We start from the raw sequence: 22,254 nt of genomic DNA on the forward strand, positions 1-22,254 counted from the left end.
GCAGTTGTGTCGTTGTTTATTAGACTTTTGGGGACTAAAGTCCCTACTACAAACATTAGTTAGTGCAGTTGTGTCGTTGTTTATTAGACTTTTGGGGACTAAAGTCCCTACTACAAACATTAGTTAGTGCAGTTGTGTCGTTGTTTATTAGACTTTTGGGGACTAAAGTCCCTACTACAAACATTAGTTAGCGAAGTTCTGCTTGGCGGAGCGATCGGACGACGGCGTCACCGGCGCGATCGCCCATAAATTTCTCTTGGTCGTACCCCAACACAATTTGCCATGCGTCGTTAGGATACATATCTACCAACGGTAATGCAACATCGTCGATCATCCAGCGTCCGTGGCGTGAGTCTTCCCTAATGTGCAGTTCCCAATATCCCATCGCTGCTTCTGATAATCCCAAACGTTGCGCTGCGGCGAGATAATTTTTATAGATGGCGGGTCCTACTACTTCAAAATACGCCAGTCCGCCGTTGTAACGCAGGAAATAACGCTTGCATTCTGTTAATAGAAAGTTATGATTAATGCTTGCTAATACTTCCCAGGGTACGATGTCAAAATATGCTTCTGGTTCGGTATTGAGTCCTAATTAGGCAAGCATTTTGGCAAAAAAAGTAGAGTGTTTGCGAGTTAATTTGCCGCTGCCGTACTCTTCTAATAATACCCGCACTAAAGTACATTGTACTTCGTTGGCAGCGCCTCCCAAAATGCGGGAAAGACGACTTGCTTCAACTAACCCGTCGAAGGATGCGATCGCCAGCAAATGTCGATACCCCGCTTCGCTCATTTCTGCGCGGATATATCTGCTATTTTCATTCAACGGCGGAGCGACATCATATGCGGCGCGTTCGATCAATGCTTGCTTGACATCGAGTTGCTTTAGTGCTTCTACGTCTATTTGTGCCAGTTCCCACTTTTGCCAGAAATACTCGATGCGATCGCGCACTATCCGCAAGTAACCAGACCTTTCGTTAGTATAGTTTCGCAGATCGTCGTACCAAAACAGTTTTAGTCGGTTAATGCGATAAAGTACCCGCTGCAAAAAACGATGTGCTGCTTCGCTTTCTCCGGGTGCTTCTTGATAAGCAACTTGGATAGCACCATCGAGTATTCTGGCAAAATTTTCTGCTATTTCTGGCTGAATTTCCAGCGTATCTAAATCTTCCAATTCCAGCAGCGTTACAAATTGCTGCTCAGCTTCATGATAATCAACCGCTTGCAGTTGTTCCTTCCAGCTAGTCAGCGGCATCTGAACTACGTTGCTTTGCATTTAATCTTCCTTTTTCGCCCAACTAATGTTGGTTCCCTGTCTCCACACTTATTTACAATAAACTTTCATTGGCGGTTACCGTATCTTTCTTTAGTAGCCATTTTGTAATTATTTTTACTAAATCTTTTGTTTAAATATATGACTTAAGGATGAGGCAGATATTAAAAAACCCGGTTTATTTAACAATACCTTCGCCTTGCATCCGACACCCTTAAGGGTGTCGCTAGACAAACAAAGCCCGCCAGAGCGGGCTTTTAGAATTTCAGCCCGCTCTGGCGGGCTTTGTTTGTGTAGCCCCAGGCTTTAGCCTGGGGGATCTTGGCGTTTCAAAACATTGGCGAAGGTATTATTAGAGAAACCGGGTTTCTGTATTACTCATCGCGCCCGTGAACTTGGGCGGGGGGAGAAGTTGCTTCAACGGCGGTAAATGGTTCGAGAATTTTGTAAGTATGGGATGCACCTTTAGGCACAACCCAAGATGAACCGGGTTCAAGCAAAACCATTTGATTTTCGATATGTAATTCAGCGCGACCTTGAATTACATAACCGACGGTTTCATACTCGCGCTGAGTCGGTGGTTTGTCTTCACCAGGTTGCTCATCTTCCCAAAGGCGCATCGACAAGCTTTTTCCCGATGCGAGATATTTTTGCCCCATTTCTCCTTTTGGAGAATAGGCAGAATCAACTTTTTTAACGCTGGTATCGGTCATAAATTTATCCTGGGAAAATGCTAATTGCTAATTGCTAATTGCTAATTGCTAATAGTTAAGAGTCAACGATTATTTTTGACTGTTAACTATTAGCAATTACCTAAGCTGCATTGTTGTAATTGACATCTACCCAGCAGCGGGGGAGTTCTTCACCGGAAGGAAAAATCAAATTATGCTTGGAATAGCCCTCTGGATCTTGTTCTTCTTGCCCTTCTTGAGTTTGTCCGGGGACTTTCTCTTTAGATGGGTTAATCAGTGTTTGAACATCAAGGACTTCTACTAAAGTGCCAGATTCTTTGTGTTTGAGTAACATAAAACCTCCTGGGTAATGGGTAATGGGTCAATTAGCTATTAGCAATTAGCTATTAGCTATTATGGTTTCAACACAACTTTGATGCAGTTATCTTTTTTGTGTTTGAAAATTTCGTAGCCGTGGGGCGCTTCGTCTAATTTCAGGCGATGGGTAATCACAAATGATGGGTCAATTTCACCGTTTTGAATCCGTTCTAACAAAGGTTTCAAATATCTGTGGACGTGGGTTTGTCCCATTTTGAAAGTTAACCCTTTGTTGAACGCTGCACCCATGGGAATTTTGTCTAAAAAGCCGCCGTAAACGCCTGGGATCGAGACATTTCCGCCTTTACGACAGGTGAGTATTACTTGACGCAAAGCGGTGGGTCGGTCGGTTTCTAAACGTACCGCTTGCTTGACTCGGTCGTAGAGGTAATCGCTATTTGTACCGTGGGCTTCCATGCCAACGGCGTCGATACAAGCGTCGGGACCTCTGCCGCCGGTCATTTCTTTTACGGCTTCACCCGGATCGATTTCTTCGTAATTAATAACTTCGGCTTTGCATTGTTCTTTTGCCATTTGTAGGCGTTCGGGAATGCGGTCGATGGCAATGACTCTTTCGGCCCCTAACATATAGGCACTTTTAATAGCAAATTGTCCTACCGGGCCGCATCCCCAAACGGCTACGGTATCCCCTGGTTTAATGTTGCAATTTTCTGCTGCCATGTAGCCGGTGGGAAAGATATCGGTGAGGAATAATACTTGCTCGTCGGTTAAACCATCGGGTATTTTGAGGCAGCCAACATCGGCAAAGGGGACTCTGGCATATTCGGCTTGTCCGCCTGCATAACCGCCGAATAAATGTGAGTAACCAAATAATCCGGCTGGGGAATGACCCATTTGTTTTTCTGCCATCCAAGCGTTGGGGTTGCTGTTATCGCAGATCGACCACAAATCGCGATTGCAGAAAAAGCAATTGCCGCAGGAAATCGTGAAGGGAACGACGACGCGATCGCCGATTTTTAAATTCTTCACTTGCGACCCAACTTCGACCACCTCTCCCATAAATTCGTGACCCAAAATATCCCCTTTCTGCATCGTTGGGATAAACCCATCGTAGATATGCAAATCCGAGCCGCAAATCGCAGTTGAGGTAATTTTGATCATCGCATCGCGGGGATTTAATATTTTCGGGTCGGGAACCGTCTCGACGCGCACGTCGTTCGCACCATGCCAGCAAACAGCTTTCATTTTGTTTCTTTTCCTTTATTTGAATCAGGCTGCGAGTTGACTTTGGTTAGCTAACTCAAGTATTTGTTGCACTTGTTGGTCTGCGATCGCCGGGAATTTATAGTACCAAGCCCTTAATGCATATAAACGTTCTGGTGTCAAGAGGCAAAAAATTTCGTCCACTTCGGGTCGCAATTGAGCGTAAGTTTTAGCGGGGGCGACGGGGACGGCGATGACGATCTTCTTAGCTTCCTGCTGTCGGAGTGCCAAAATCGCTGCGCGCATGGTAGCTCCGGTGGCGATGCCGTCATCGACGAGAATGATTGTACTGTCGTAAACGTCGAGCGATCGCCGATTACCCCGGTACACCAACTCGCGGCGTTGCAATTCCCAGCGTTCTCTGTACGCCACGCGCTCAACGATCCCACATCGGATGCGATGAGCCGCGACGACTTCCGAGTTGATGACGCGGAAGCCACCGCTGGCGATCGCACCCATCGCCAAATCCTCGCAGCCGGGAACCCCCAACTTTTGCACCAGAAACACATCCAAAGGCGCATTCAGCGCAACTGCCACTTCATAGGCGACTGGAACTCCACCGCGAGGTAATGCCAGCACCAAAACATCCCGACGATTGGCGTAAGCAGATAACTGGTTTGCCAACATTTGCCCCGCTGCGGTTCGATCTTTAAATTGCATTATTAATTACAGATGAAAAAAACAGTTCAATTTTAAATTTAAGCTGGCACAGAGATTAAATTCTTCAATTTTTTGTCCGCGAGCTTAAGTTTTCACCTGCAATCTTTAAGCAATTGTTCACGCAGCCGTTACAGCCGCGCCAGTAGAGGGTTTAGCTGGCTTGGTGATTGCCCCGGCGAACCGCTGACGGTAAAGTTCGGCAAAACGCCGCTCGTACTCAGACAAATCTGCTTCAATTTGAGTGAATAATCTCACCGTCACCGGGTCGGTTAACTTGAGCATCAGGTTATAAACATCAACCACACCCGTTTGAATATCGCCCAGTGCGCGACGCATCATAGCCATGTCGTCGCTACCTTGAAGCGAGGTTTGCAACTTCGCCAAAGTATCGGCAGCTTGAGCCGGTAAAGAGGGTTTTTCGCCCAATTCATTGAGCCGATCTTCCAGCATTTGAATGTGATGCTGTTTATTTTGAACTATCTCTTGAAGCAGGCGACGCACTTCGAAATCCGAGGTTTTTTCAGCATAATGTTGAAATGCTTCGTGGGAATAACGCTCCCCAGCCAAGGCAGTATTAATTGCGCTGACAATTTCGCCTTTAGTCGATCCGCCCCAAGCATCCGCGAGTTTCCACCATTCGGCATTTGTATCGCTTTCATCAGGCAGTGCAGCTTCTTTGCCGCCGTAACCCAAACGACTTAAAATCGCCGTGGTAAAAATCGCTAAATCGCTCGGTTGTCTGGAAGTAATTAAATTTCCATCTACTACCAAAGGCTCGTTGATATAATGCGCCCCGGCATTTTGCATATCCTTGCGAATCGCCCGAAATCCGGTGGCATTTTTACCTTTAAGTAAATCGCCTTCAATCAAAACTTGCGGTCCGTGACAAACAGCAGCAATCAATTTTCCTTGCTGCATAGCTGACCGCACAAATTGCACCGTATTTGGATTAACTCGCATCCGATCCGGTGCCATTCCGCCAGGAATAATAACCGCATCGAATTCTTCAGCGCTTGCTTCCGTTGTCGTTGCATCAGCTTTCAGCGAAACTTTGCCCTGCTTGCCCTTATAATCCTCATTCCTGCGCGAACCGAGGACAACTACATCGATTCCCGCCATTTTTAGGGCTTTATAAGGAATTTGAAACTCAGCATCTTCAACCCCGTGTTCTAACAGGATGGCAACGCGCTTTTGAGAGCCTTGATGGTTTGATATCATATTCATTCCTCGCTAATTGCTAATTGCTAATTGCTAATTGCTAATTGCTAATTGCCAACAATAAAATTAGCAATTAACCATTAGCAATTAGCAATTACGATATGTTCGTTACAGCAAACAACTCTTCGTAATCGGGTGAAAAATTGGCGCGGACATCGGCAAATTCACCGGGAGTAACCCCTTGCTGCAAAACTGTAAATACTGCCCTGACATGCATCGCAGCAACATTTGGTTCTACCCCTTCTTTATCCGCTACGCGCTGATAGAATTCTTTGAGCGAGAAAGCTTGACCGTTTTCACCTTCTCTACCGCGCAAATACTGTCCTAACTCTTGCGGCAGTTGGGAGGCTAAATCTTTGGCTTCATCGCCTACAATGCGTTCGGCAAGTACTTCAAAAGTGGCGCGGGTAGCACGCTCAGCTTCTTCACGCGAATCAAGCTGAGCGACGCTTTGAACCTGTTTGAGAAACTCGTCGCGTTTCATGATCTTTAACTTGTCCCCGATACGCTTCTAAGCGTAGGCATTACTCGGAAAATCTTCTTCGCTCTAAAGTGATAGATTTGGTTTCGGTCTAAAGAGATAGGTAGGCAAGGCCGGTAAAAACTAAGCTAAAAAAGGGGAAAGGAGCAAGTTTTATGGCAAAGAAAGCAAAATCTTCTACAACTGGTGGTTTGTCCGACGAACTGGAATCTAATATCGGTTTAAATATAATGCCTCCAGATACAGAGGACGCGGAAGAGGAACCGCAAATTAGCGATCTGCCGCAGGAAATTACCGAATCTTATGGAACCGGGGTTAAAGACGAGCCTGGTTACAATATTGGCAGGCGCAGATTGCGGGATGAAATGCAACAATATACCTCAACTAACCCTGAATTAACTGGCGGCGATATCGATGCTGCTTGGGAACAAGCAGAAGCAGTAGGTGACGAGGCGGTAGGTGGAACAGTTGCGACTCCGGATCAAGATATTGTTGACGATCTGGGCAAAGCTGTTGGTACAGAAATGCACGATAAAGAAGACTATTACGGTTTTGATAAGTACGAAACTCGCGACGATCGCAGGTGGGAATTAGATCCGGCGTCTTCTGATGATTATGAGGAACGGAGGGAATAGGTAATTGCTAATGGCTAATGGCTAATTGCTAATGGCTAATTGCTAATTGCTAATGGCTAATGGCTAATTGCTAATGGCTAATTGCTAATGGCTAATTGCTAATTGCTAATGGCTAATTGCTAATTGCTAATGGCTAATTGCTAATTGCTAATTTAGGACTTACGCACGACGGGGTCATCACCTTTGTTTCGACCTAGCTGTCATAGAAACCCGCAATATGCCCCTAAATCCTGTAATTGTTTCTTCCATTAGCCATTAGCCATTAGCCATTAGCCATTAGCCAGCCAATTTCTGACAAATTTCCCGAAAATTGTCGCCTCGATGTTCAAAGCTTTGATATTGATCGAAACTTGCACAAGCGGGAGATAGCAACACCACTTTGGCTTGATATTGTTTGGCTAATTCTGCTCCTCTGGGTACGGCGCGTTCCATTGTTTCGACTATTTCGTAATTGGAATAGCCAACTTCTTCCAATCTTTTGGCAAATGCTGCTGCTGCATCGCCGATGAGTAAAACGGCGGCGGCTTTGGCTTTAATTTTTTCTAGCCACTTGGTATCATCACCGGCTTTTGCTTCTCCGCCTGCGATTAAAATTGCGGGTGCAGAAACAGAATTTAACCCGACTTCGGCGGCGTCGTAGTTGGTGGCTTTGCTGTCGTTAATAAAGTCAATTCCTTCCCAAGTGCAGATGTGTTCGAGGCGGTGGGAAACTCCGGGGAAGTTGGCAATGGCAGATGCGATCGCATCCTTCCCTATCCCCGCCAAGCAAGCTGCTGCAACTGCCATTAACAGGTTTTGTTGATTGTGTTCTCCCACCATCCGCAAGGAGGTTGCGGGAAGAATTTCTTCTCCTTCAAATACTACCCAACCATTCTCAATATAAGCGCCTTTTGAGTTAATTAAATCCGCTTTCCCTTTGACACTCGTCCAGTAAGCATTGGTAAAACGCGCCGGTGCATTTTTTTGCAAATACGGGTCATCGCCGTTGAAAATTTGTACCTCGGCTTGCGTTAATAAATGCGCTTTGATGTTGTAATAATTCTCTAAAGTTTTGTGGCGACTCAAGTGATCCGGCGTGAAGGTTGTCCAAACAGCAATACGCGGCGCCACTGCTGCTGAAGATTCGATTTGATAGCTGCTAATTTCCGCAATTACCCAATCGGGTTTTTTATCTGCTAAGGCTAGTTCGCAAGCAGCGTAGCCGATGTTACCGCAAGCGGGAGCGTAAAATCCAGCGGCTGCAAAAATAGCGGCAATTAAAGCGGTGGTAGTTGTTTTTCCGTTCGTTCCGGTAATGCCAACCCAAGGAATATTATTTAAATATCGCCACGCTAATTCCATTTCGCCGATAGTTTCTATTCCCAATTCTCTGGCGCGAATTAAAGCTGGAATATCCCAAGGAACGCCGGGACTAACTACGATGAGGTTATCAGAAGTATCGGGTTCAAAAGAATAGCCTAACTTGACCGTAATTCCACCATCGACAAGTTGCTGTTGCTGTTGTTGAAACGCGGGGGAGTTTTTGAGATCGCTCAATGTCACTGAGTATCCTTCCCGTTTTAGCAGTTTTGCCGCAGCAATTCCCGATCTCCCCAAACCAATGATATGAGCGTTAGGCATAGACTGTGTTTTAGTTTCCCCTGATCGACGCAACCTTTATCCTACCGTCCGTTGTCAGTTTTGTAGGGACACGGCGTAGAATAATTTTGACTTTTACCATCCATTGTCAGTTTTGTAGGGACACGGCGGAGAGTAATTTTGACTTTTCCCATCCATGTTGTATAGTGCCGTGTCCCTACAGCCAGAAATTTAAGGCTTTTATTTCTGGGCGGCGGGGCCTATTTATACCAGTTTTCGGGTAATTTGTCAAATATATTTCATTTTTCAGGATGCGATCGCCTAGCGTGGGCGGTCTGGCAGATCGCCTAGCGTGGGCGGTCTGGCAGATCGCTCCTTCGACAAGAGAATCTTGAAAAAACCTATGGTACGATAGGATAATATTTTTATTTTACTAAAATTTAGTTGTTCTTACCTTACCAACACTTTTGTTAACCGATCATACAAAACAATCGCTTCTAAATTTCACTGTAACGCCCAATTCGGGATCAAGCAGCAGCCGAATAACAAGGCAATTGGGGCATCCGCTCGTAAATTACCGTGACGTTCAATTATCAATTATCTCAATGATTATCCAACCCATCAGCAACATTATTGCTAAAGTTTCTCGCAAAGCAACCTTGCGAATTGTCCTGATAGTCCCATTTGTACTGCAAATTACTGGTACGGTGGCTTTAGTGGGGTATCTCTCGTTTAAAAACGGACAGGAAGCAGTCAACGATGTTGCTTCACAATTGCGGAGAGAAATTAGCGATCGCACGAGCGATCGCATCATAAATTACCTAAAAACACCGCAGCAGATTAATTTAAACAATGTCAATGCTGTAGATCTCGGTCAGGTGGATATAAAAAATCCCAAAAACTTAGAACTCCACTTTTTAAAACAAATTCAAGCGTTCGATTCACTGACTAGAATTGCTTTCAGCAACCCGCAGGGCGGGCTTATTTCAAGTGGAAACGATGAAAGAGGTTTGACAGTTACATTAACAGAAAATTACCAAAAGGGTGTCCTGCGAGTGTATGGGGTAGATAGCCAAGGCAATCGCCAAAAAATGTTGGTCAATCTGCCAAATTATGATGTGACAAAGCGACCTTTTTACCAGATTGCCGTGCAAGCAGGCAAACCTACATGGAGTCCCATTTATCTCTACATTCCTTATTCTAGAAACTTAGGTATTTCTGCTAGCTACCCCCTCTACGATCCGGCGGGTAAGCTGCAAGGTGTTTTAAGTAGCGATCTATCCCTTGTAGCTATCAGTGACTTCCTGCAAAGTTTAAAAATCGGGACTCGCGGACAGGCTTTTATTATCGAGAGATCGGGGTTAATAGTAGCTTCTTCAACCACGGAACCACCCTTCTTAAAAACTGCCGATAATCAAGAGATAAAACGACTGAAAGCTACTGAAAGTAGGGAGCAGATAATTCGCTTGACAGCGCAGCATTTGACCTCTTACTTTGGGGAATTGACCAAGATTAACACCGCAAAACAACTTGATTTTGAAATCAAAGGCGAACGGCAATTCATACAGGTTACACCCTTTAAGGATGAGTTTGGTCTAGACTGGTTAATTGTCGTGGTGGTTCCAGAAAGCGATTTTATGGAGCAAATCAACGCCAGCAACCGCACCACTATTTTGCTTTGTCTCGCCGCTTTAATTGCGTCTACAGTCATTGGCATTATCACCGCTGGTTGGGTAATAAAACCCATTTTAATATTGCATAATGCCGCCAATAATATCGCTCAAGGAAACTGGGATACTCCAGTAAAACTTGACCGCGCCGATCAATTAGGAGAACTGGCAAATTCTTTTAATATTATGGCGTTACAATTGCGGCGTTCATTTGAAGATATGCAATATTTGAATGATGTTTTGTCGGAGAAAGAAAAAGCGTTATCAGACTATAATGAAATTTTAGAAACGCAAATTTTAGAACGAACAAAGGCATTCAGAGAAAGCGAACAGCGGTTTATAAATTTCTTTGAAACGGCGGCGATTGGTATGTGCATTGTTTCCTTAGAAGGAAAATTTTTAAATTTTAATTCTGTAATTTGTGAAATTTTTGGTTATTCAGAATCTGAGTTGCTGTCTCTAACTTGGCAAGAACTTACTTATCCAGAAGACGTGGAAGTTAGCCAAGAATATCGCCGGAAAATTTTGGCTGAAGAAATTTCCTATTACCATCTCGAAAAGCGTTATCTGCATAAAAATGGGCAAGTGATTTGGACTTTGGTGAGTGTGTCAGTTGTGCGAGATGAAAAGCAACAGCCGCTTCATTTTATTTGTCAAATTCAAGATATAAGCGATCGCCAACAAACAGAAGCAGCTTTGCGTGCCAGTGAAGCCCGCTTCAGAGCAATTTTTGCAGCATTTCCCGATCTGTTTTTCCTCGTAGCCGCCGAAGGCACAATTCTGGAATATCAAACTAGGCAAATTACAGACTTATACGTAACTCCAGAAGCTTTTATGGGTAAACGGGTACAGGAAGTTCTACCCGATCCAGTTAATCAACAATTCTATGGAGCAATTGAACGCGCACTTCAAACCGACTCCATCATTAGTATGGAATATTGCTTGCCCTTGCCAAAAGGAGAGCAGACATTTGAAGCGCGTCTCGTTCGCTTCCAGGAAGATCGAGTCATCTGTTTGATTCGCAATATAAGCGATCGTAAAGCCGCAGAAATTGCCCTACAAGCTGCCAAAGAAGCCGCCGAAGTCGCCAACACCGCAAAAAGCGCCTTCCTCGCTAACATGAGCCACGAACTTCGTACCCCCCTCAACGGCATTTTAGGATACGCTCAAATTCTCCAAAAATCAAAAGACTGCAACCCCAATCAAAAGCGCGGTTTAGAAATAATTCACCAGTGCGGTACTCACCTACTCACCTTAATTAACGATATTTTAGATTTGTCTAAAATCGAAGCCCAAAAACTAGACCTCCATCCCGAAGAATTTATTTTCCCCACCTTCCTAAATGGGTTAACAGAAATATTCCAAATCCGCGCCAGAGAAAAAGAAATTAACTTTACCTACCAACCCCTAAACGAACTCCCCCAATTCATTATCGCCGACGAAAAACGCCTGCGCCAAGTCTTAATTAACTTGCTCAGCAACGCGGTTAAATTCACCGACACCGGCGGCGTCACCTTCAAAGTAGGCGTAATTGGTAATGGGTCATTCCATTCCCAGGCAGAGCCATTGCATTCCCAGGCAGAGCCATTGCATTCCCAGGCAGAGCCATTGCATTCCCACGAGGAGAATGCGCCAGGGAATGAGGGGAAAGCTGCGCCAGGGAACGAGGGGAAAGCTGCGCTATGGAACGAGGGAAAAAAAGACCAATTACCAATTAGCAATTACCAATTACCAATTCCTTTTACGAAAATCCGCTGCCAAATTGAAGATACCGGCATCGGCATCAATCCAGAACAATTGGAAAAAATATTCTTGCCCTTCGAGCAAGTAGGAGATATTTCCCGTCGCGCCGAAGGAACTGGATTAGGACTCGCTATTAGTCAGAAAATTGTTGCATTAATGGGAAGCAATATTTTTGTCAAAAGTACCCCCGGCGTTGGCAGCACATTTTGGTTCGACCTCGACTTGCCAGAAGGCTCCATATCGATAGATTCAATCCCTGTTTTAACGCATAATATCATCGGCTACCAAGGCGAAAAACGCAAAATTATGGTAATTGACGACCGTTGGGAAAATTGCGCCGTCCTCGTCAATATGTTAGACCCAATCGGATTTGAAATTTGCGAAGCTGCTGATGGAAAATCAGGTTTAGAAAAAGCGGTTAATTTTAAACCAGATTTAATTATCACTGACCTAGTAATGCCCGTAATGGATGGCTTAGAAATGACTCGAAAACTTCGCCAAATTCCCGAATTTCAAAATACAGTTATCATCGCTGCTTCTGCTAATGTATTTGAAGTTGACCGACAACAAAGTCTAGAAGCTGGCTGCAACGATTTTCTCCCCAAACCCATCCAAGCCGAAGATTTGTTGCACAAAATCGAGGATTATTTAAATTTATCGTGGATTGTTGAAAACCAGGAAGAAACTCAAAACCCTGAAACATTGCCTACAGAAATAGAAATGGTAATGCCCCCATTTGAGCAACTGATAACCCTGTATAAATCAGCCTACGTTGGTTATACCGATTTAGTTGAGCAGGAAGCGATTCGCATCCAACAATCCTATCCTGAAGCGACTATCTTTGCCAACCGAATAATCGAACTTAGCGAAGATTTTGAAACTGAGAAAATTGTTAATTTAATCGAACAATATTTCCCAGAAGCATCAAACTTTCAATGTCAGTAGTATCGCCTCGTTACCAGGCAAGAGCCTGGTAACGCTACCCCAGAGGCTGCGGCCTCTGGTGAGGTCGGGAGGCCAGAGCCTCCCAAACTGCATTTCCAGGCTATGCCTGGAAACGAGCCAACGAAACGAGCCAAACGAGCCAATTAGCAATTAGCAATTAGCAATTACCAATTTAACTCTTGACTATCGCCCCAAAATCTGCTAAAACCCGCGCATGATTTCGCAACAATCCTAACAGATTTAAACGGTTGCGCCGGATGTCTAAATTCTCATCCATTACTAACACGCTTTCTGCGCCATCAAAAAAGGTGCTGACTTTGCTCGTAATTTGACCAATCGCTTCCACCAATTGTTGATAATTTCGCTGTTCTCTTGATGCTTTTGTTTGCGGTACTAACTGCACCAAAGCATCATAAAAAGCTTGTTCGGATGATTTTTGAAACAATTCCGGACGCACTATTGATGTGGGTTCCAATTGTTGTTTATCCAAATCTCCTTGGGCGGCGAGACGGGTAGAACGGTTGACGGTTTCGTAAATTTCCGCCAGCTTGCCGTTATGCCGAATTTCTTGCAGGAAAATCGCCCGATTTCTCACATCCAATAAATCTTTTAACGCCCTTTCTGTATATTCTGGGTCGTTTTCTCCCAAAACTGCATTGACTAAATCGTAGTCAATTTGCCGATCTTCTTGCAGTAGGGTGCGGATGCGTTGGATAAAGAATTCCTGCAATTGTTGCAACAGTTCGTCGCGGTTGGCTTTATTGGGATAAGCGGCAATAAAATCTGCTACTGTTTGCTCTAATAACTGTTGCAAGTTGAGCGGTAACTCGGCTGTCCAGGTAATATTAATAACCCCATTGGCAGCGCGACGCAAGGCAAAAGGATCCGCAGAACCTGTGGGTAGCATTCCCAACCCGAAGATGCTTACTAAGGTATCCAATCTATCTGCTAATCCAACAACTTGACCTGTTAAAGTTTGGGGTAATTTATCTCCCGCACCGCGCGGTAAATAATGTTCAAAAATTGCCGTTGCGACTGCTTCCGTTTCGCCGCTGGCTGAAGCGTATTTTTGTCCCATTACTCCTTGCAATTCGGGGAATTCTCCCACCATTTGGGTGACGAGATCGGCTTTACACAACAAGGCTGCGCGTTGGATATTGTTGCTGTCTGACTCGTTTAATTGCAGTTGTGAGGTAATTTTTGCGGCAATATTCTTAATTCGGACAACTTTATTACCCACTGAACCCAATTCTTCTTGAAAGGTGACTTTTTCCAATTGGGGCAAGTAACTTTCTAACGGCTTAGCCAAATCGGCGCGATAAAAATATTGTCCATCGGATAACCTGGCTCGGATCACCCGTTCGTTTCCGGCAGCAATGTTATCAGATTTAGCTGGATCGCCGTTGGAAATTGTGATGAAAAAGGGTAATAATTCTTTGGCGTCTTCTGCGGTAAATATGGGGAAATATCGCTGCTGAGTTACCATGACTGTGGTAATAACTTCCACAGGCAAATTCAAGAATTCTGGTTCAAATTTACCGACAACAGCGGTAGGCCATTCGACTAAATAGGTAACTTCTTCTAATAAATCTGGGTAGATTTCTGCGTAGCCATTTTGCCGTTGAGCGACGGTTTGAATTTGACGTTTGATGTTGTCGTGACGCTGGGTTTGGTCAACGGCGATGTAGGCAGATTGCAGACAATTGGCATAATCTGTTGCCGAGGGAATTGAAACGGGTTCGGGGTGCAAAACGCGATGACCTCGACTGATGCGATCGCTCAAAACCACGTCGCTACCATTCTCCAACTTAATCGGCAGCACAGTATCATCCAACAACGCCACCAACCAAACAATTGGACGTGCAAACCGCAAGTCGCCATCCCCCCAGCGCATAAACCGCTTACCTTCTAATTTGCCAATCCACTGGGGAATTAATTCGGTCAAAATATCGGTCGTTGCGCGTCCGGGAATCGTTTTACGCACAAAGACAAAATCGCCCTTATCCGTAGGACGAACTTCCAGATTGGCTAATTCTACCCCTTGTTTTTTAGCAAAACCCGCCGCCGCCTGGGTAGGTTGACCATCTTTAAACGCCGCCGCTGCGGGAGGACCTTTAATTTCTTCGACTCGAAGAGGTTGCTGTGCGGGTAGACCTTGGATTAGGACGGCGAGGCGGCGGGGAGTACCGTAGACTTCTATTTTCTCCGTCGTCAAGAACTGTTCCGCAAGAGTTTGGGGGATGATAGATTGCCACTGTGCGATCGCGCTAGGGACAAAATTCGCGGGGAGTTCTTCTGTACCAACTTCCAATAAAAAATTAGCCATACACCAAAGCTTAAATTAGTCAGCTAAAACAGTTTACCGCTATTTCCCCCTCTCCTTGCAGCAGAAGCGGTTTCCTGACGCAGGTCAAACCACCCAGTAAACGTAAACAAGTATAAAGATTACAGGCTACTGCTCATGGCAAACAAGGAACATCTAGTTCTGCTCAAGCAAGGAGTGGACACTTGGAACGAGTGGCGGGAAACCCACCCGGAAATCAAGCCGGATCTCAGGATAGCAGACCTGCGCGGGTTATATCTCAGGGGAGTCAACCTCAGCAAAGTCAACCTCAGCCAAACCAACCTCAGCCAAGCGTACCTTAGAGGCGCAAACCTCAGAAAAGCCTACCTCAGAAGCGCCAACCTCAGAAGTGCCAACCTCAGCCAAACTAACCTCAACGACGCACACCTAAGTATGGCAGATTTGAGGGGAGCAGATCTGAACCAGGCTAACCTGACAATGGCAGACTTAAGCGAAGCCAACCTCTATCTAGCAGACTTAAGCGAAGCCAACCTGCAACTAGCAGACCTCAGAGGCGCATATCTGACCAGATCCGACTTATTTGCCGCCGATTTAAGCAAAGCAGACTTATTTGCCGCCGATTTAAGCCGAACCCAAGCACTTAACACGAACTTTAACCAGGCAATATTAACTGGAGTTTGTATAGAAGATTGGAAAATCAACAGCGACACCCAATTTGAACGATCGCTTTGTGACTATATTTATCTACACAATAACTGCAAACAACGTCGTCCCATTCATAGAAGTTTTGCTCCTGGAGAATTTACCAAAATTTGTCAGGGTTGCTTGAAACCCGGTTTTTCTAAAAAACCCGGTTTCTCGTCAATTACAGGGTTTCAAGCAACCCGGTTTTTCTAAAAAACCCGGTTCCTAGTCAAGGTTTTATATCAAATCCGGTGGCATCGGAATGATCGGCCTTTCTTGTTAATTGCTAATTGCTAATTGCTAATTGACCCTACGTGCAGTAATTCCGATGCAACGGGAAACGATATTATACCAATTTCCCTTGATACGTGCTACACCTCAAAAGGTAGGTAGGGGCGGGTTTTACCAATCACGTCAGGGAAAAACAAACAATTTCTCTAAACCCGCCCCCAAGTGTGGCGCATTCATGGGAAAACGGTATTTCAAGTTGCTAGTTGTCTCATGCATAGCAGCTAATGGCTAATGGCTAATGGCTAATGGCTAATGTGAGTAAAAATCCCAGATTAGCAATTAGCAATTAGCCATTAGCAATTAGCATGTTTATAACTAGCAACTTGCAGTATTAGAAATTAAAAGTTGTGCGAATTACGCCGATTGTTGTCGTGTCATTTCGTTTATCCCCTTCAGGATTAAACAACACAAAAGCTCCCGGCGTAACGCTGATATTATCGCTGATTTGAATCCGATAGTAAGCTTCTAAATGATAGGGAGTTGTCCTGTCAACATCGGGATTTGCTTTCAGACTCGCATCCCCATCTGCTGCGACGCGAAATAGCGGCTGTCCAAAAATTAAACCCGCACTATTACCGCTGACAAAAACATCTTTGAAATGCCAACCCGCCATCCAACTGGTAAGCGTAGAAGTGCAACGCTTGAAAAGCCTAGTGTGTGGGGTCTACGTCAGTTAGCTGCGATACTGAGGTGACTTGTCCGATTGGGTCAGAGTCCTCAGTCAGCGAAGTATCAAAAGCGATCGCAGGCATTATCCCCAAAGATGCACAACCGAGGATCGAAATCGACAAACCTACTCTACCAAGAAACGGCAGACGATATTTGTTCACAAGCACTCCTCTACTGAAATTTAAGATTTAAGATAGCAGAAGCACGGGTTGGCGGGAAATGCCATTCAAGAATTTCTTTTAATTCTAGATGTTTGGGGAGCCAAAATGCGATATCGTTGCCGTGACCAATCCCGATCTACCTGTGGGCGATACAAATGCCAAAAAAGTAGGAATTGCCACTCTTAGGGGAAAAAAATCGTTCTGACACTACACAGACAGCTAAACAACCGCCCACTCCCGACTAAGGCTGAAGGTGCAATAAATTCAAAAGCTTGAGCCATTGACACAATTTTTACATTTTATTAACAAAATATGGCAATTGAGTTCCACCTGGTGGATATTTTTTATAGATGAAATTTACTGCAACCAAAGAGGTTATGAAGCAAGTTAAAAGAAAGCCGAGTACCTTCAATGAGTACGAGCAATATCGGCAGCAAATAAAAAGCGGCGATGTGATTGCCTTTTCGGGTAAAGAAGGATTTTCTTCTTTAATTAAATGGGCGACGCGCTCTATATACTCTCACGTCGGCATAGTGCTTGAAGTTGAAATGGGCGGAGGATTTGGAAAAAGTCTTCTAGTTGTCGAGTCTACCACTTCTATTGGCTATACGGATGCTGATGGAAAAGAAGTTATCAAAGGGATTCAGATTAATTGGCTATCTAAGCGCCTAGATATGTATGATGGTGAGGTTTGGTTAGTGCCGCTCAAGGAAAAGCTAGCAAAAGACAGTTTGGAAAGAATGCAAACTTGGTTAAGACAAACTAATAACAAAAAGGTACGCTACGACAGTTATCAACCCCTTGGTTCTGGCTTAGATTTATGGGATAATGTGCTGGGATTAACTAATAAAGCAGACCTGTCGCGGCTGTTTTGTTCTGAACTTGTCACGGCGGCTTTGCAGATAGCTGGTGTACTTAATAACCCAGAAATTAATGCATCTGAGCAAACTCCACGGGATGTTGTTAATTTTCCCTGTTTTGTTAATCCTCCTATTCTCATCTGCAAAATCCAATCGGGCAAAAACCGATACTACTCAGTTAGAAGTAGGGGTGACTAAAGTAAAAATTGAGTCAGAGCGGGGAAAAACTGAGTTAACAAAGGTTGATGCTACATTGACTACTGAAAGTTAAGATTTAAGATTTCAGATTGCAGATTTTCAATCTCAATTAAATCTGCGAGCTAAAATCTCGAGGTCATCACCTTTGTTTCGACCTTGATCTCTGGTTACTAAATCGACGATTTTTCTGAGAAACAAAGGTGATTTGCGTCAGGACTGCTCAATTAAATCTGCGAGCTAAAATCTTAAATATGCAATTATTTGGTCACCTCAACGTAAATATGTTCTAACCGCACGGGGTGACGGGAAATTGAGTCGAGGGGAATGCCATCAAAGCAGGCAATAATTTCTTTTAATTCTAGATGTTTGGGGAGCCAAAATGCGATGTCGTTGCCGTAGCGTCGGTAGGTGAAACCATATTTTGAGGCGCGAGCGATCGCATCGTCTTCTTCCGGGGTTTGCAGAATTACAATCTCTTGTGCCGGAATGCGTTTCCGCAGTTGTTCTAAACTGCCTTCTGCAATAATTTTACCATTTTTAAGAATACCAATTCGCTGACAAAGCCGCTCTGCTTCTTCTAATAAGTGCGTTGTCAGCAAAATTGTCATGCCTTGATTTTTCAGTCGCCGAATCAATTCCCAAATTTCGTAACGCGCTTCAATATCTAAACCCGTTGTCGGTTCATCTAATATCAATAACTTGGGATAATGCACCAAAGCGGCTGCAATGTTTAGCCGCCGCTGCATTCCGCCGCTGAGGGTTTCCACGGGACATTTTGCCCGATCTGCTAATTTTACAGCTTTGAGAGCTGCCCGCACTTGTTCCCGCCTTTCTTTCCCCGATAATCCGTAAATTTTGGCAAAGAAATACAGGTTTTCTTCGCAGCTGAGCGTTTTATACAGTAAATTTTCTTGAGGAGCAACGCCGATCAGCCTTTTTGTTGCTTTAGAAACAGGTTCGTTATTGATGGTTATTTCTCCGCTATCCGCCCTCAGCAAATCGCATAAAATATTAATCGTAGTAGTTTTTCCCGCACCGTTTGGCCCTAGTAAACCGTAAATTTCTCCAAAGGGGATATGCAGCGTTAAATCTCGTAAAACTAATCGATCTCCGTAAGATTTTTGCAGGTTTTTGATTTTGAGCATAAGTTCTCTTTTGAATTGGGGAAAACGAATAGGACAGTACTTACGCAAAGAAACCAGGTTTCTCTGAAAAATAAGATCTCTACGAAGAAACCCGGTTTCTAAGTCCTTTCTGGCCGTTTGTCAATATCTACTAAGAAACCGGGTTTCTGTCCTCAGTAAACATCTTGGCGTTATAGCCTGCGTTCCGACTCTAACATTCGCCAATAGGACAACCATCCACCGCAAACGACAAAAACGGCAAAGCCGCACAAAAACCAAAAGTGGGACTCTACCTTTGTCAAGTTATCTCCATTAGCAGAAACTCCCACTAACGCTTCATTCATATGATAGATGGGATTATATTGAGCAATTTTTAGCAGTGTATCCGGAAAAAAAGAAGTGGGAAAAAATGCCCCGCCTAAAATTAATAAAGGCACGCCAAACGCAGCTACTAAAGAGTTTACGTCCTCGGTGCGACGAGCGAGTTGAGTACTGAGAATAAACCCCAATCCAACGTAAGAAATGATACTCAGCAAGATAATCGCTCCGCCCAATAAAAGCGACCCCTCGAACTTGGCGCCCCAAAAAGCTGCGACGGTGTAAACTATTAAGGTTTGACCAATCCCGATCCAGCTGTGGGCGATAAAAATTCCTAAAAAGTAGGAAGTACCGCTCAGCGGGGAGAGAAATAAACGTTTGAGGGTTTGTTGTTCTCGCTCTGCTACGACTGTTGCTACAGTACCCCCTAGACAGCTAAAAAACAGCGCCGCTCCCACCAAAGCTGAAGGTGCGATAATGCCAAAAGCGTCAGCGTTGGAAAGTTTTTGCTGGTCTGCCATCACCAAGCCGTTGATCGTGAGGATAGAAACGGGAAAAATTAGCCAAAGAATTAAACTGCGCCGCCGCCGCAACAGTTCAATCAAGATTCGCTGAGCTACAGCCAGGGTTTCGCGCCAGTATTTCATCGGGTAAAGAATTCAGCTCGTAAGTAATATACCTTTAAACCCAGGTTGCGCGATCGCTCTCCTTACCCAAAAACCCGGTTTCTCTGAGAAACCGGGTTTTGCGATCGCTTTAACAAATTGGTCTATTTCCAGGATTGACTGCATGAACGTACTCGCTTCCAGAATTAGGCCATCCCCGTTTGTAAGATGCGTCCTCTGGCTTTCCCCATCCCAGTTGCAATACAATTTCCAGGAAATTTTTGGCATTTTCCCACTTGCAGAGATTTACCCATTCAGTGCGAAAAGAAATTCTGCCCACATCGGCGGGTATAATCTGCCGGAAATCTCTGCCATTATTCATGCTCAGGTATAAATCCATACCCGCCGTCACTTCGTGCCAGAATGCCAGCATGGAAGTTTTGGCAGCTTTGAGGGTTTCAATATCGCTAGGGATGGCAATTAGCTGGTCATCCACGGCGGGATAGTGCAGCGAAACGCCCTTCACCGTCATCTGTCGCCAGACAATGCCAGAAACCTGGTGTTCCCGCTGGTAGTGGTGAACGGCGGCTTTAAAGTCTTGATATGCCGTGAACTTTTGCAACCCCTCGGCTTTGAGAAACATATCGATAACGGGATTGCCGGAAACCTTTGTCGTCAGTTTCAGGCGTTTCCCCGTCAGACAAGCTTGGCGCTCGGAGGCCAAGATTTGGAGCAGTTCATCTGTGCTGTAGACTTTAGACATCAGCACACCTACAAGAGAGCGATCGCGTTTAAAGGCAGTACGCCTTGTGAGAGATGATAGCGACAGAAGTCTGTTTTGGGCACTATCTGCCAGAAAAATTTTGGAATTTGGTCATCGGTAATCGGTCATCGGCATCTTAGCAATGACCAATTACCCATTACCAATTACCCATCACCTACTTCGTCAATTCGGTATTAAACTCGTTGACTGGTCGCTGCTTCAACTCTACCGATGCGGAGCGGGGTAGCAAGTTAAACACTTTGCGGAAAGCATCGTCTACCCGCTCAAACGGCACTTGTCCCTTTTCGTTGAGGACAATTTTACCAGACTGGTCGAACAAAACCACTTGCGGCACAAAGCCAGAGTAGTAATAACCTGGTTCATCCGGCGTATAGGTAGATTTAGGAGCAATTGCATCCACGCTGATGGGGATGAAATCTGTCACCCGACCATAGAACGCTTGCAGGCTAGATACCACAGTCGCGTATTGCTTGCAATCGCTGCTGTCGTCTGTATAAAACACCAACAGGGTCGGCTTATCTCGCTTCAAAGACTGTGCCAGCGTCACTTTCGGCGGTACTAGGGAACCGTTCCCCGCATAAAGAACAAAGATATTGCCATCAAAGGTATCGTTGTCGAACTTTGCTAAAGCGGGTTGAGTATCCGCTACCAGCAGACAACCCAGTCCAATTGTCAGTATCAACAGGCATTTGGCAACCAGACGCCGCCAAGATTTCACAAAAGTAGCAATAGTCATCAGAAAAATTGGGTAGAAACCCCGTGCTTCTAGCACGGCTTTACATTTTGTGGACTTCAGGTACAATTAAGGTTGCCACAAAGACCTTAAAGGTGGGTGAGACTCCCCGTGGTGGGACATCTAGTTAAAAGACGATAGCCCGAAATGGTCTGTTTGGTGCATTGCACTCATGCCCCAGCCCCCACAAGCAAAGACTTTGAGCGAGTGAAGCAATCAGCATACTCAAAAGTAGCCTCCATGGTGGCAACACCGGAGAGAGTAGTCGCAATTGGCACCGCGTATCGCACAACACGCTCGATTCGAGTAACTACGGTCTTGGGAGTTGTGGTTCGAGCAATGTCCAACGGTGGATATCTCCTTTTTAAAGAATCCTCTCGCCTTCAGGCAGAGGAGTGTCAACGTTACCCAAAAACCCTCTAATGCATTATCCCTGTTAGCGGCTGCTGCCGCTAAAGAAAATTCTCCTTCCTCTTCCTCGTTCCCAGCTTCAACCTGGGAACGAATTAAGGGAGGTGGAACCTCCCTCTCTCCCAGAACCTCTCATCCCCTATCCCCCCATCTAGTTAGGCAGCTAAAGCTTTTTTATTGCTGTAGCCAACTGTATTTTTCGTAGAAAACGGGTTGATTTGTGCGAGCGCTGATTTTTTTATTCGCCAAGAATGCAAAAAATAATTATGAATCCCAATAAACTTAAACCAAAATAATGAATGCACCCAAGGGCATATGAGAATTTTTGCTCCGGGATAGCAGGGAAAAAACTATAATTAATCATTGTAAAAGGCAGATGGCAAGAAGTATAATCAAAAATCAACGACTGGCACGGCTAAAGAATATCGCCGCCATGACAATTAAACCTAATAGTACCAGGGGAACCCAGAGGTCGGTCAAGTTAATCATTTTAGTGTTTGAAAATAAATAACCCAAGTTGCTAGTTATAACTTGTGACAGCGGTAATTGCTAATTGCTAATTGCTAATTGCTAATTGGGTTAACAGGCTTTTGCCTTCTTGACAACTACCCATTAGCCATTAGCGATTAGCCATTACC

Annotated in this window: 18 protein-coding genes and 2 pseudogenes; 5 read left to right on the plus strand and 15 right to left on the minus strand. The window is 44.8% G+C overall.

Features of this window, described 5'->3' with window-relative positions:
• Positions 1-187 precede the first annotated feature (187 nt).
• The 7 genes and pseudogenes from MiSe_RS53805 to MiSe_RS14905 form a co-directional block, all read right to left on the minus strand.
• Positions 188-1,273: pseudogene (locus MiSe_RS53805) on the minus strand (iron-containing redox enzyme family protein).
• Between the two features lie 371 nt (positions 1,274-1,644).
• On the minus strand, positions 1,645-1,983 hold the full coding sequence (locus tag MiSe_RS14880) for a cupin domain-containing protein (RefSeq protein WP_226580792.1): 339 nt from the start codon (positions 1,981-1,983) through the stop codon (positions 1,645-1,647).
• A 100-nt stretch (positions 1,984-2,083) separates the two neighbouring features.
• Positions 2,084-2,296 (minus strand): acetyltransferase, encoded by a 213-nt coding sequence (locus MiSe_RS14885; RefSeq protein WP_226580795.1) that lies wholly within the window; start codon positions 2,294-2,296, stop codon positions 2,084-2,086.
• Between the two features lie 59 nt (positions 2,297-2,355).
• Positions 2,356-3,525, minus strand: a complete 1,170-nt coding sequence (locus MiSe_RS14890) for a zinc-dependent alcohol dehydrogenase (protein ID WP_226580797.1) — start codon at positions 3,523-3,525, stop codon at positions 2,356-2,358.
• 24 nt (positions 3,526-3,549) lie between these two features.
• On the minus strand, positions 3,550-4,203 hold the full coding sequence (locus MiSe_RS14895; RefSeq protein ID WP_226580800.1) for a phosphoribosyltransferase: 654 nt from the start codon (positions 4,201-4,203) through the stop codon (positions 3,550-3,552).
• A 117-nt stretch (positions 4,204-4,320) separates the two neighbouring features.
• A complete protein-coding gene (locus MiSe_RS14900) occupies positions 4,321-5,421 on the minus strand; it encodes a DJ-1/PfpI/YhbO family deglycase/protease (RefSeq protein WP_226580804.1) in 1,101 nt (366 codons plus the stop codon).
• Positions 5,422-5,515: 94 nt separating this feature from the next.
• Positions 5,516-5,905: a DUF2267 domain-containing protein gene (locus MiSe_RS14905; protein ID WP_226580806.1), complete on the minus strand. Its 390-nt coding sequence runs from the start codon at positions 5,903-5,905 to the stop codon at positions 5,516-5,518.
• Between the two features lie 227 nt (positions 5,906-6,132).
• Here MiSe_RS14905 and MiSe_RS14910 point away from each other — a divergent pair, with 227 nt between their 5' ends.
• Positions 6,133-6,537, plus strand: coding sequence for a DUF6335 family protein (locus tag MiSe_RS14910; protein WP_444980501.1), 405 nt, complete (start codon positions 6,133-6,135; stop codon positions 6,535-6,537).
• A 276-nt stretch (positions 6,538-6,813) separates the two neighbouring features.
• Here MiSe_RS14910 and murD read toward each other — a convergent pair whose 3' ends face one another.
• Entirely contained in the window at positions 6,814-8,157 is a 1,344-nt protein-coding gene (murD, locus tag MiSe_RS14915; protein ID WP_226580811.1) for a UDP-N-acetylmuramoyl-L-alanine--D-glutamate ligase, read from the minus strand.
• Between the two features lie 563 nt (positions 8,158-8,720).
• On the opposite strand from murD, the gene MiSe_RS14920 reads away from it, so the two are divergent.
• Positions 8,721-12,473, plus strand: coding sequence for a PAS domain S-box protein (locus MiSe_RS14920; protein WP_226580814.1), 3,753 nt, complete (start codon positions 8,721-8,723; stop codon positions 12,471-12,473).
• Positions 12,474-12,645: 172 nt separating this feature from the next.
• Here the strand turns inward: MiSe_RS14920 and glyS are convergent, their stop codons facing one another.
• A complete protein-coding gene (gene glyS, locus MiSe_RS14925; RefSeq protein WP_226580817.1) occupies positions 12,646-14,799 on the minus strand; it encodes a glycine--tRNA ligase subunit beta in 2,154 nt (717 codons plus the stop codon).
• 135 nt (positions 14,800-14,934) lie between these two features.
• Here glyS and MiSe_RS14930 point away from each other — a divergent pair, with 135 nt between their 5' ends.
• Positions 14,935-15,675: a pentapeptide repeat-containing protein gene (locus tag MiSe_RS14930; protein ID WP_226580820.1), complete on the plus strand. Its 741-nt coding sequence runs from the start codon at positions 14,935-14,937 to the stop codon at positions 15,673-15,675.
• A gap of 409 nt (positions 15,676-16,084) precedes the next feature.
• Here the strand turns inward: MiSe_RS14930 and MiSe_RS14935 are convergent.
• Both MiSe_RS14935 and MiSe_RS14940 read right to left on the minus strand, forming a co-directional pair.
• Positions 16,085-16,387: pseudogene (locus tag MiSe_RS14935) on the minus strand (carbohydrate porin); the annotation flags it as partial.
• A 16-nt stretch (positions 16,388-16,403) separates the two neighbouring features.
• Positions 16,404-16,583 (minus strand): hypothetical protein, encoded by a 180-nt coding sequence (locus MiSe_RS14940; RefSeq protein WP_226580824.1) that lies wholly within the window; start codon positions 16,581-16,583, stop codon positions 16,404-16,406.
• A gap of 377 nt (positions 16,584-16,960) precedes the next feature.
• Here MiSe_RS14940 and MiSe_RS14945 point away from each other — a divergent pair, with 377 nt between their 5' ends.
• On the plus strand, positions 16,961-17,641 hold the full coding sequence (locus MiSe_RS14945) for a C40 family peptidase (protein WP_226580827.1): 681 nt from the start codon (positions 16,961-16,963) through the stop codon (positions 17,639-17,641).
• Positions 17,642-17,898: 257 nt separating this feature from the next.
• On the opposite strand, the gene MiSe_RS14950 is transcribed toward MiSe_RS14945, so the two are convergent.
• From MiSe_RS14950 to MiSe_RS14965, 4 genes are all read right to left on the minus strand, one after another.
• Positions 17,899-18,786, minus strand: coding sequence for an ABC transporter ATP-binding protein (locus MiSe_RS14950; RefSeq protein ID WP_226580830.1), 888 nt, complete (start codon positions 18,784-18,786; stop codon positions 17,899-17,901).
• Positions 18,787-18,956: 170 nt separating this feature from the next.
• A complete protein-coding gene (locus MiSe_RS14955; RefSeq protein WP_226580833.1) occupies positions 18,957-19,730 on the minus strand; it encodes an ABC transporter permease in 774 nt (257 codons plus the stop codon).
• Positions 19,731-19,839: 109 nt separating this feature from the next.
• Positions 19,840-20,451, minus strand: a complete 612-nt coding sequence (locus MiSe_RS14960) for a hypothetical protein (protein WP_226580835.1) — start codon at positions 20,449-20,451, stop codon at positions 19,840-19,842.
• Positions 20,452-20,626: 175 nt separating this feature from the next.
• Positions 20,627-21,208 carry a thylakoid membrane photosystem I accumulation factor gene (locus MiSe_RS14965; protein ID WP_226580838.1) on the minus strand — a complete coding sequence of 194 codons (582 nt, stop codon included), beginning with the start codon at positions 21,206-21,208 and terminating at the stop codon, positions 20,627-20,629.
• Between the two features lie 784 nt (positions 21,209-21,992).
• Between MiSe_RS14965 and MiSe_RS50940 the strand changes: the two genes are divergently transcribed.
• Positions 21,993-22,127 carry a hypothetical protein gene (locus MiSe_RS50940; RefSeq protein ID WP_264196502.1) on the plus strand — a complete coding sequence of 45 codons (135 nt, stop codon included), beginning with the start codon at positions 21,993-21,995 and terminating at the stop codon, positions 22,125-22,127.
• Positions 22,128-22,254: the final 127 nt, after the last annotated feature.

It is taken from the genome of Microseira wollei NIES-4236 (assembly GCF_020521235.1).
In the GTDB taxonomy this organism is placed as follows: Bacteria; Cyanobacteriota; Cyanobacteriia; order Cyanobacteriales; family Aerosakkonemataceae; genus Microseira; species Microseira wollei.

Excerpts from the sequence above, each read along its gene's own strand:
- MiSe_RS14960 (WP_226580835.1), bottom strand. The coding sequence starts at position 20,451 with ATGTCTAAAGTCTACAGCACAGATGAACTGCTCCAAATCTTGGCCTCC.
- MiSe_RS14965 (WP_226580838.1), bottom strand. The coding sequence starts at position 21,208 with ATGACTATTGCTACTTTTGTGAAATCTTGGCGGCGTCTGGTTGCCAAA.
- MiSe_RS14930 (WP_226580820.1), top strand. The coding sequence starts at position 14,935 with ATGGCAAACAAGGAACATCTAGTTCTGCTCAAGCAAGGAGTGGACACT.
- MiSe_RS14885 (WP_226580795.1), bottom strand. The coding sequence starts at position 2,296 with ATGTTACTCAAACACAAAGAATCTGGCACTTTAGTAGAAGTCCTTGAT.
- glyS (WP_226580817.1), bottom strand. The coding sequence starts at position 14,799 with ATGGCTAATTTTTTATTGGAAGTTGGTACAGAAGAACTCCCCGCGAAT.
- MiSe_RS14955 (WP_226580833.1), bottom strand. The coding sequence starts at position 19,730 with ATGAAATACTGGCGCGAAACCCTGGCTGTAGCTCAGCGAATCTTGATT.
- MiSe_RS14920 (WP_226580814.1), top strand. The coding sequence starts at position 8,721 with ATGATTATCCAACCCATCAGCAACATTATTGCTAAAGTTTCTCGCAAA.
- MiSe_RS14910 (WP_444980501.1), top strand. The coding sequence starts at position 6,133 with ATGCCTCCAGATACAGAGGACGCGGAAGAGGAACCGCAAATTAGCGAT.
- MiSe_RS14950 (WP_226580830.1), bottom strand. The coding sequence starts at position 18,786 with ATGCTCAAAATCAAAAACCTGCAAAAATCTTACGGAGATCGATTAGTT.
- murD (WP_226580811.1), bottom strand. The coding sequence starts at position 8,157 with ATGCCTAACGCTCATATCATTGGTTTGGGGAGATCGGGAATTGCTGCG.
- MiSe_RS14945 (WP_226580827.1), top strand. The coding sequence starts at position 16,961 with ATGAAGCAAGTTAAAAGAAAGCCGAGTACCTTCAATGAGTACGAGCAA.
- MiSe_RS14900 (WP_226580804.1), bottom strand. The coding sequence starts at position 5,421 with ATGATATCAAACCATCAAGGCTCTCAAAAGCGCGTTGCCATCCTGTTA.
- MiSe_RS14880 (WP_226580792.1), bottom strand. The coding sequence starts at position 1,983 with ATGACCGATACCAGCGTTAAAAAAGTTGATTCTGCCTATTCTCCAAAA.
- MiSe_RS14895 (WP_226580800.1), bottom strand. The coding sequence starts at position 4,203 with ATGCAATTTAAAGATCGAACCGCAGCGGGGCAAATGTTGGCAAACCAG.
- MiSe_RS14905 (WP_226580806.1), bottom strand. The coding sequence starts at position 5,905 with ATGAAACGCGACGAGTTTCTCAAACAGGTTCAAAGCGTCGCTCAGCTT.
- MiSe_RS50940 (WP_264196502.1), top strand. The coding sequence starts at position 21,993 with ATGGCAAGAAGTATAATCAAAAATCAACGACTGGCACGGCTAAAGAAT.
- MiSe_RS14890 (WP_226580797.1), bottom strand. The coding sequence starts at position 3,525 with ATGAAAGCTGTTTGCTGGCATGGTGCGAACGACGTGCGCGTCGAGACG.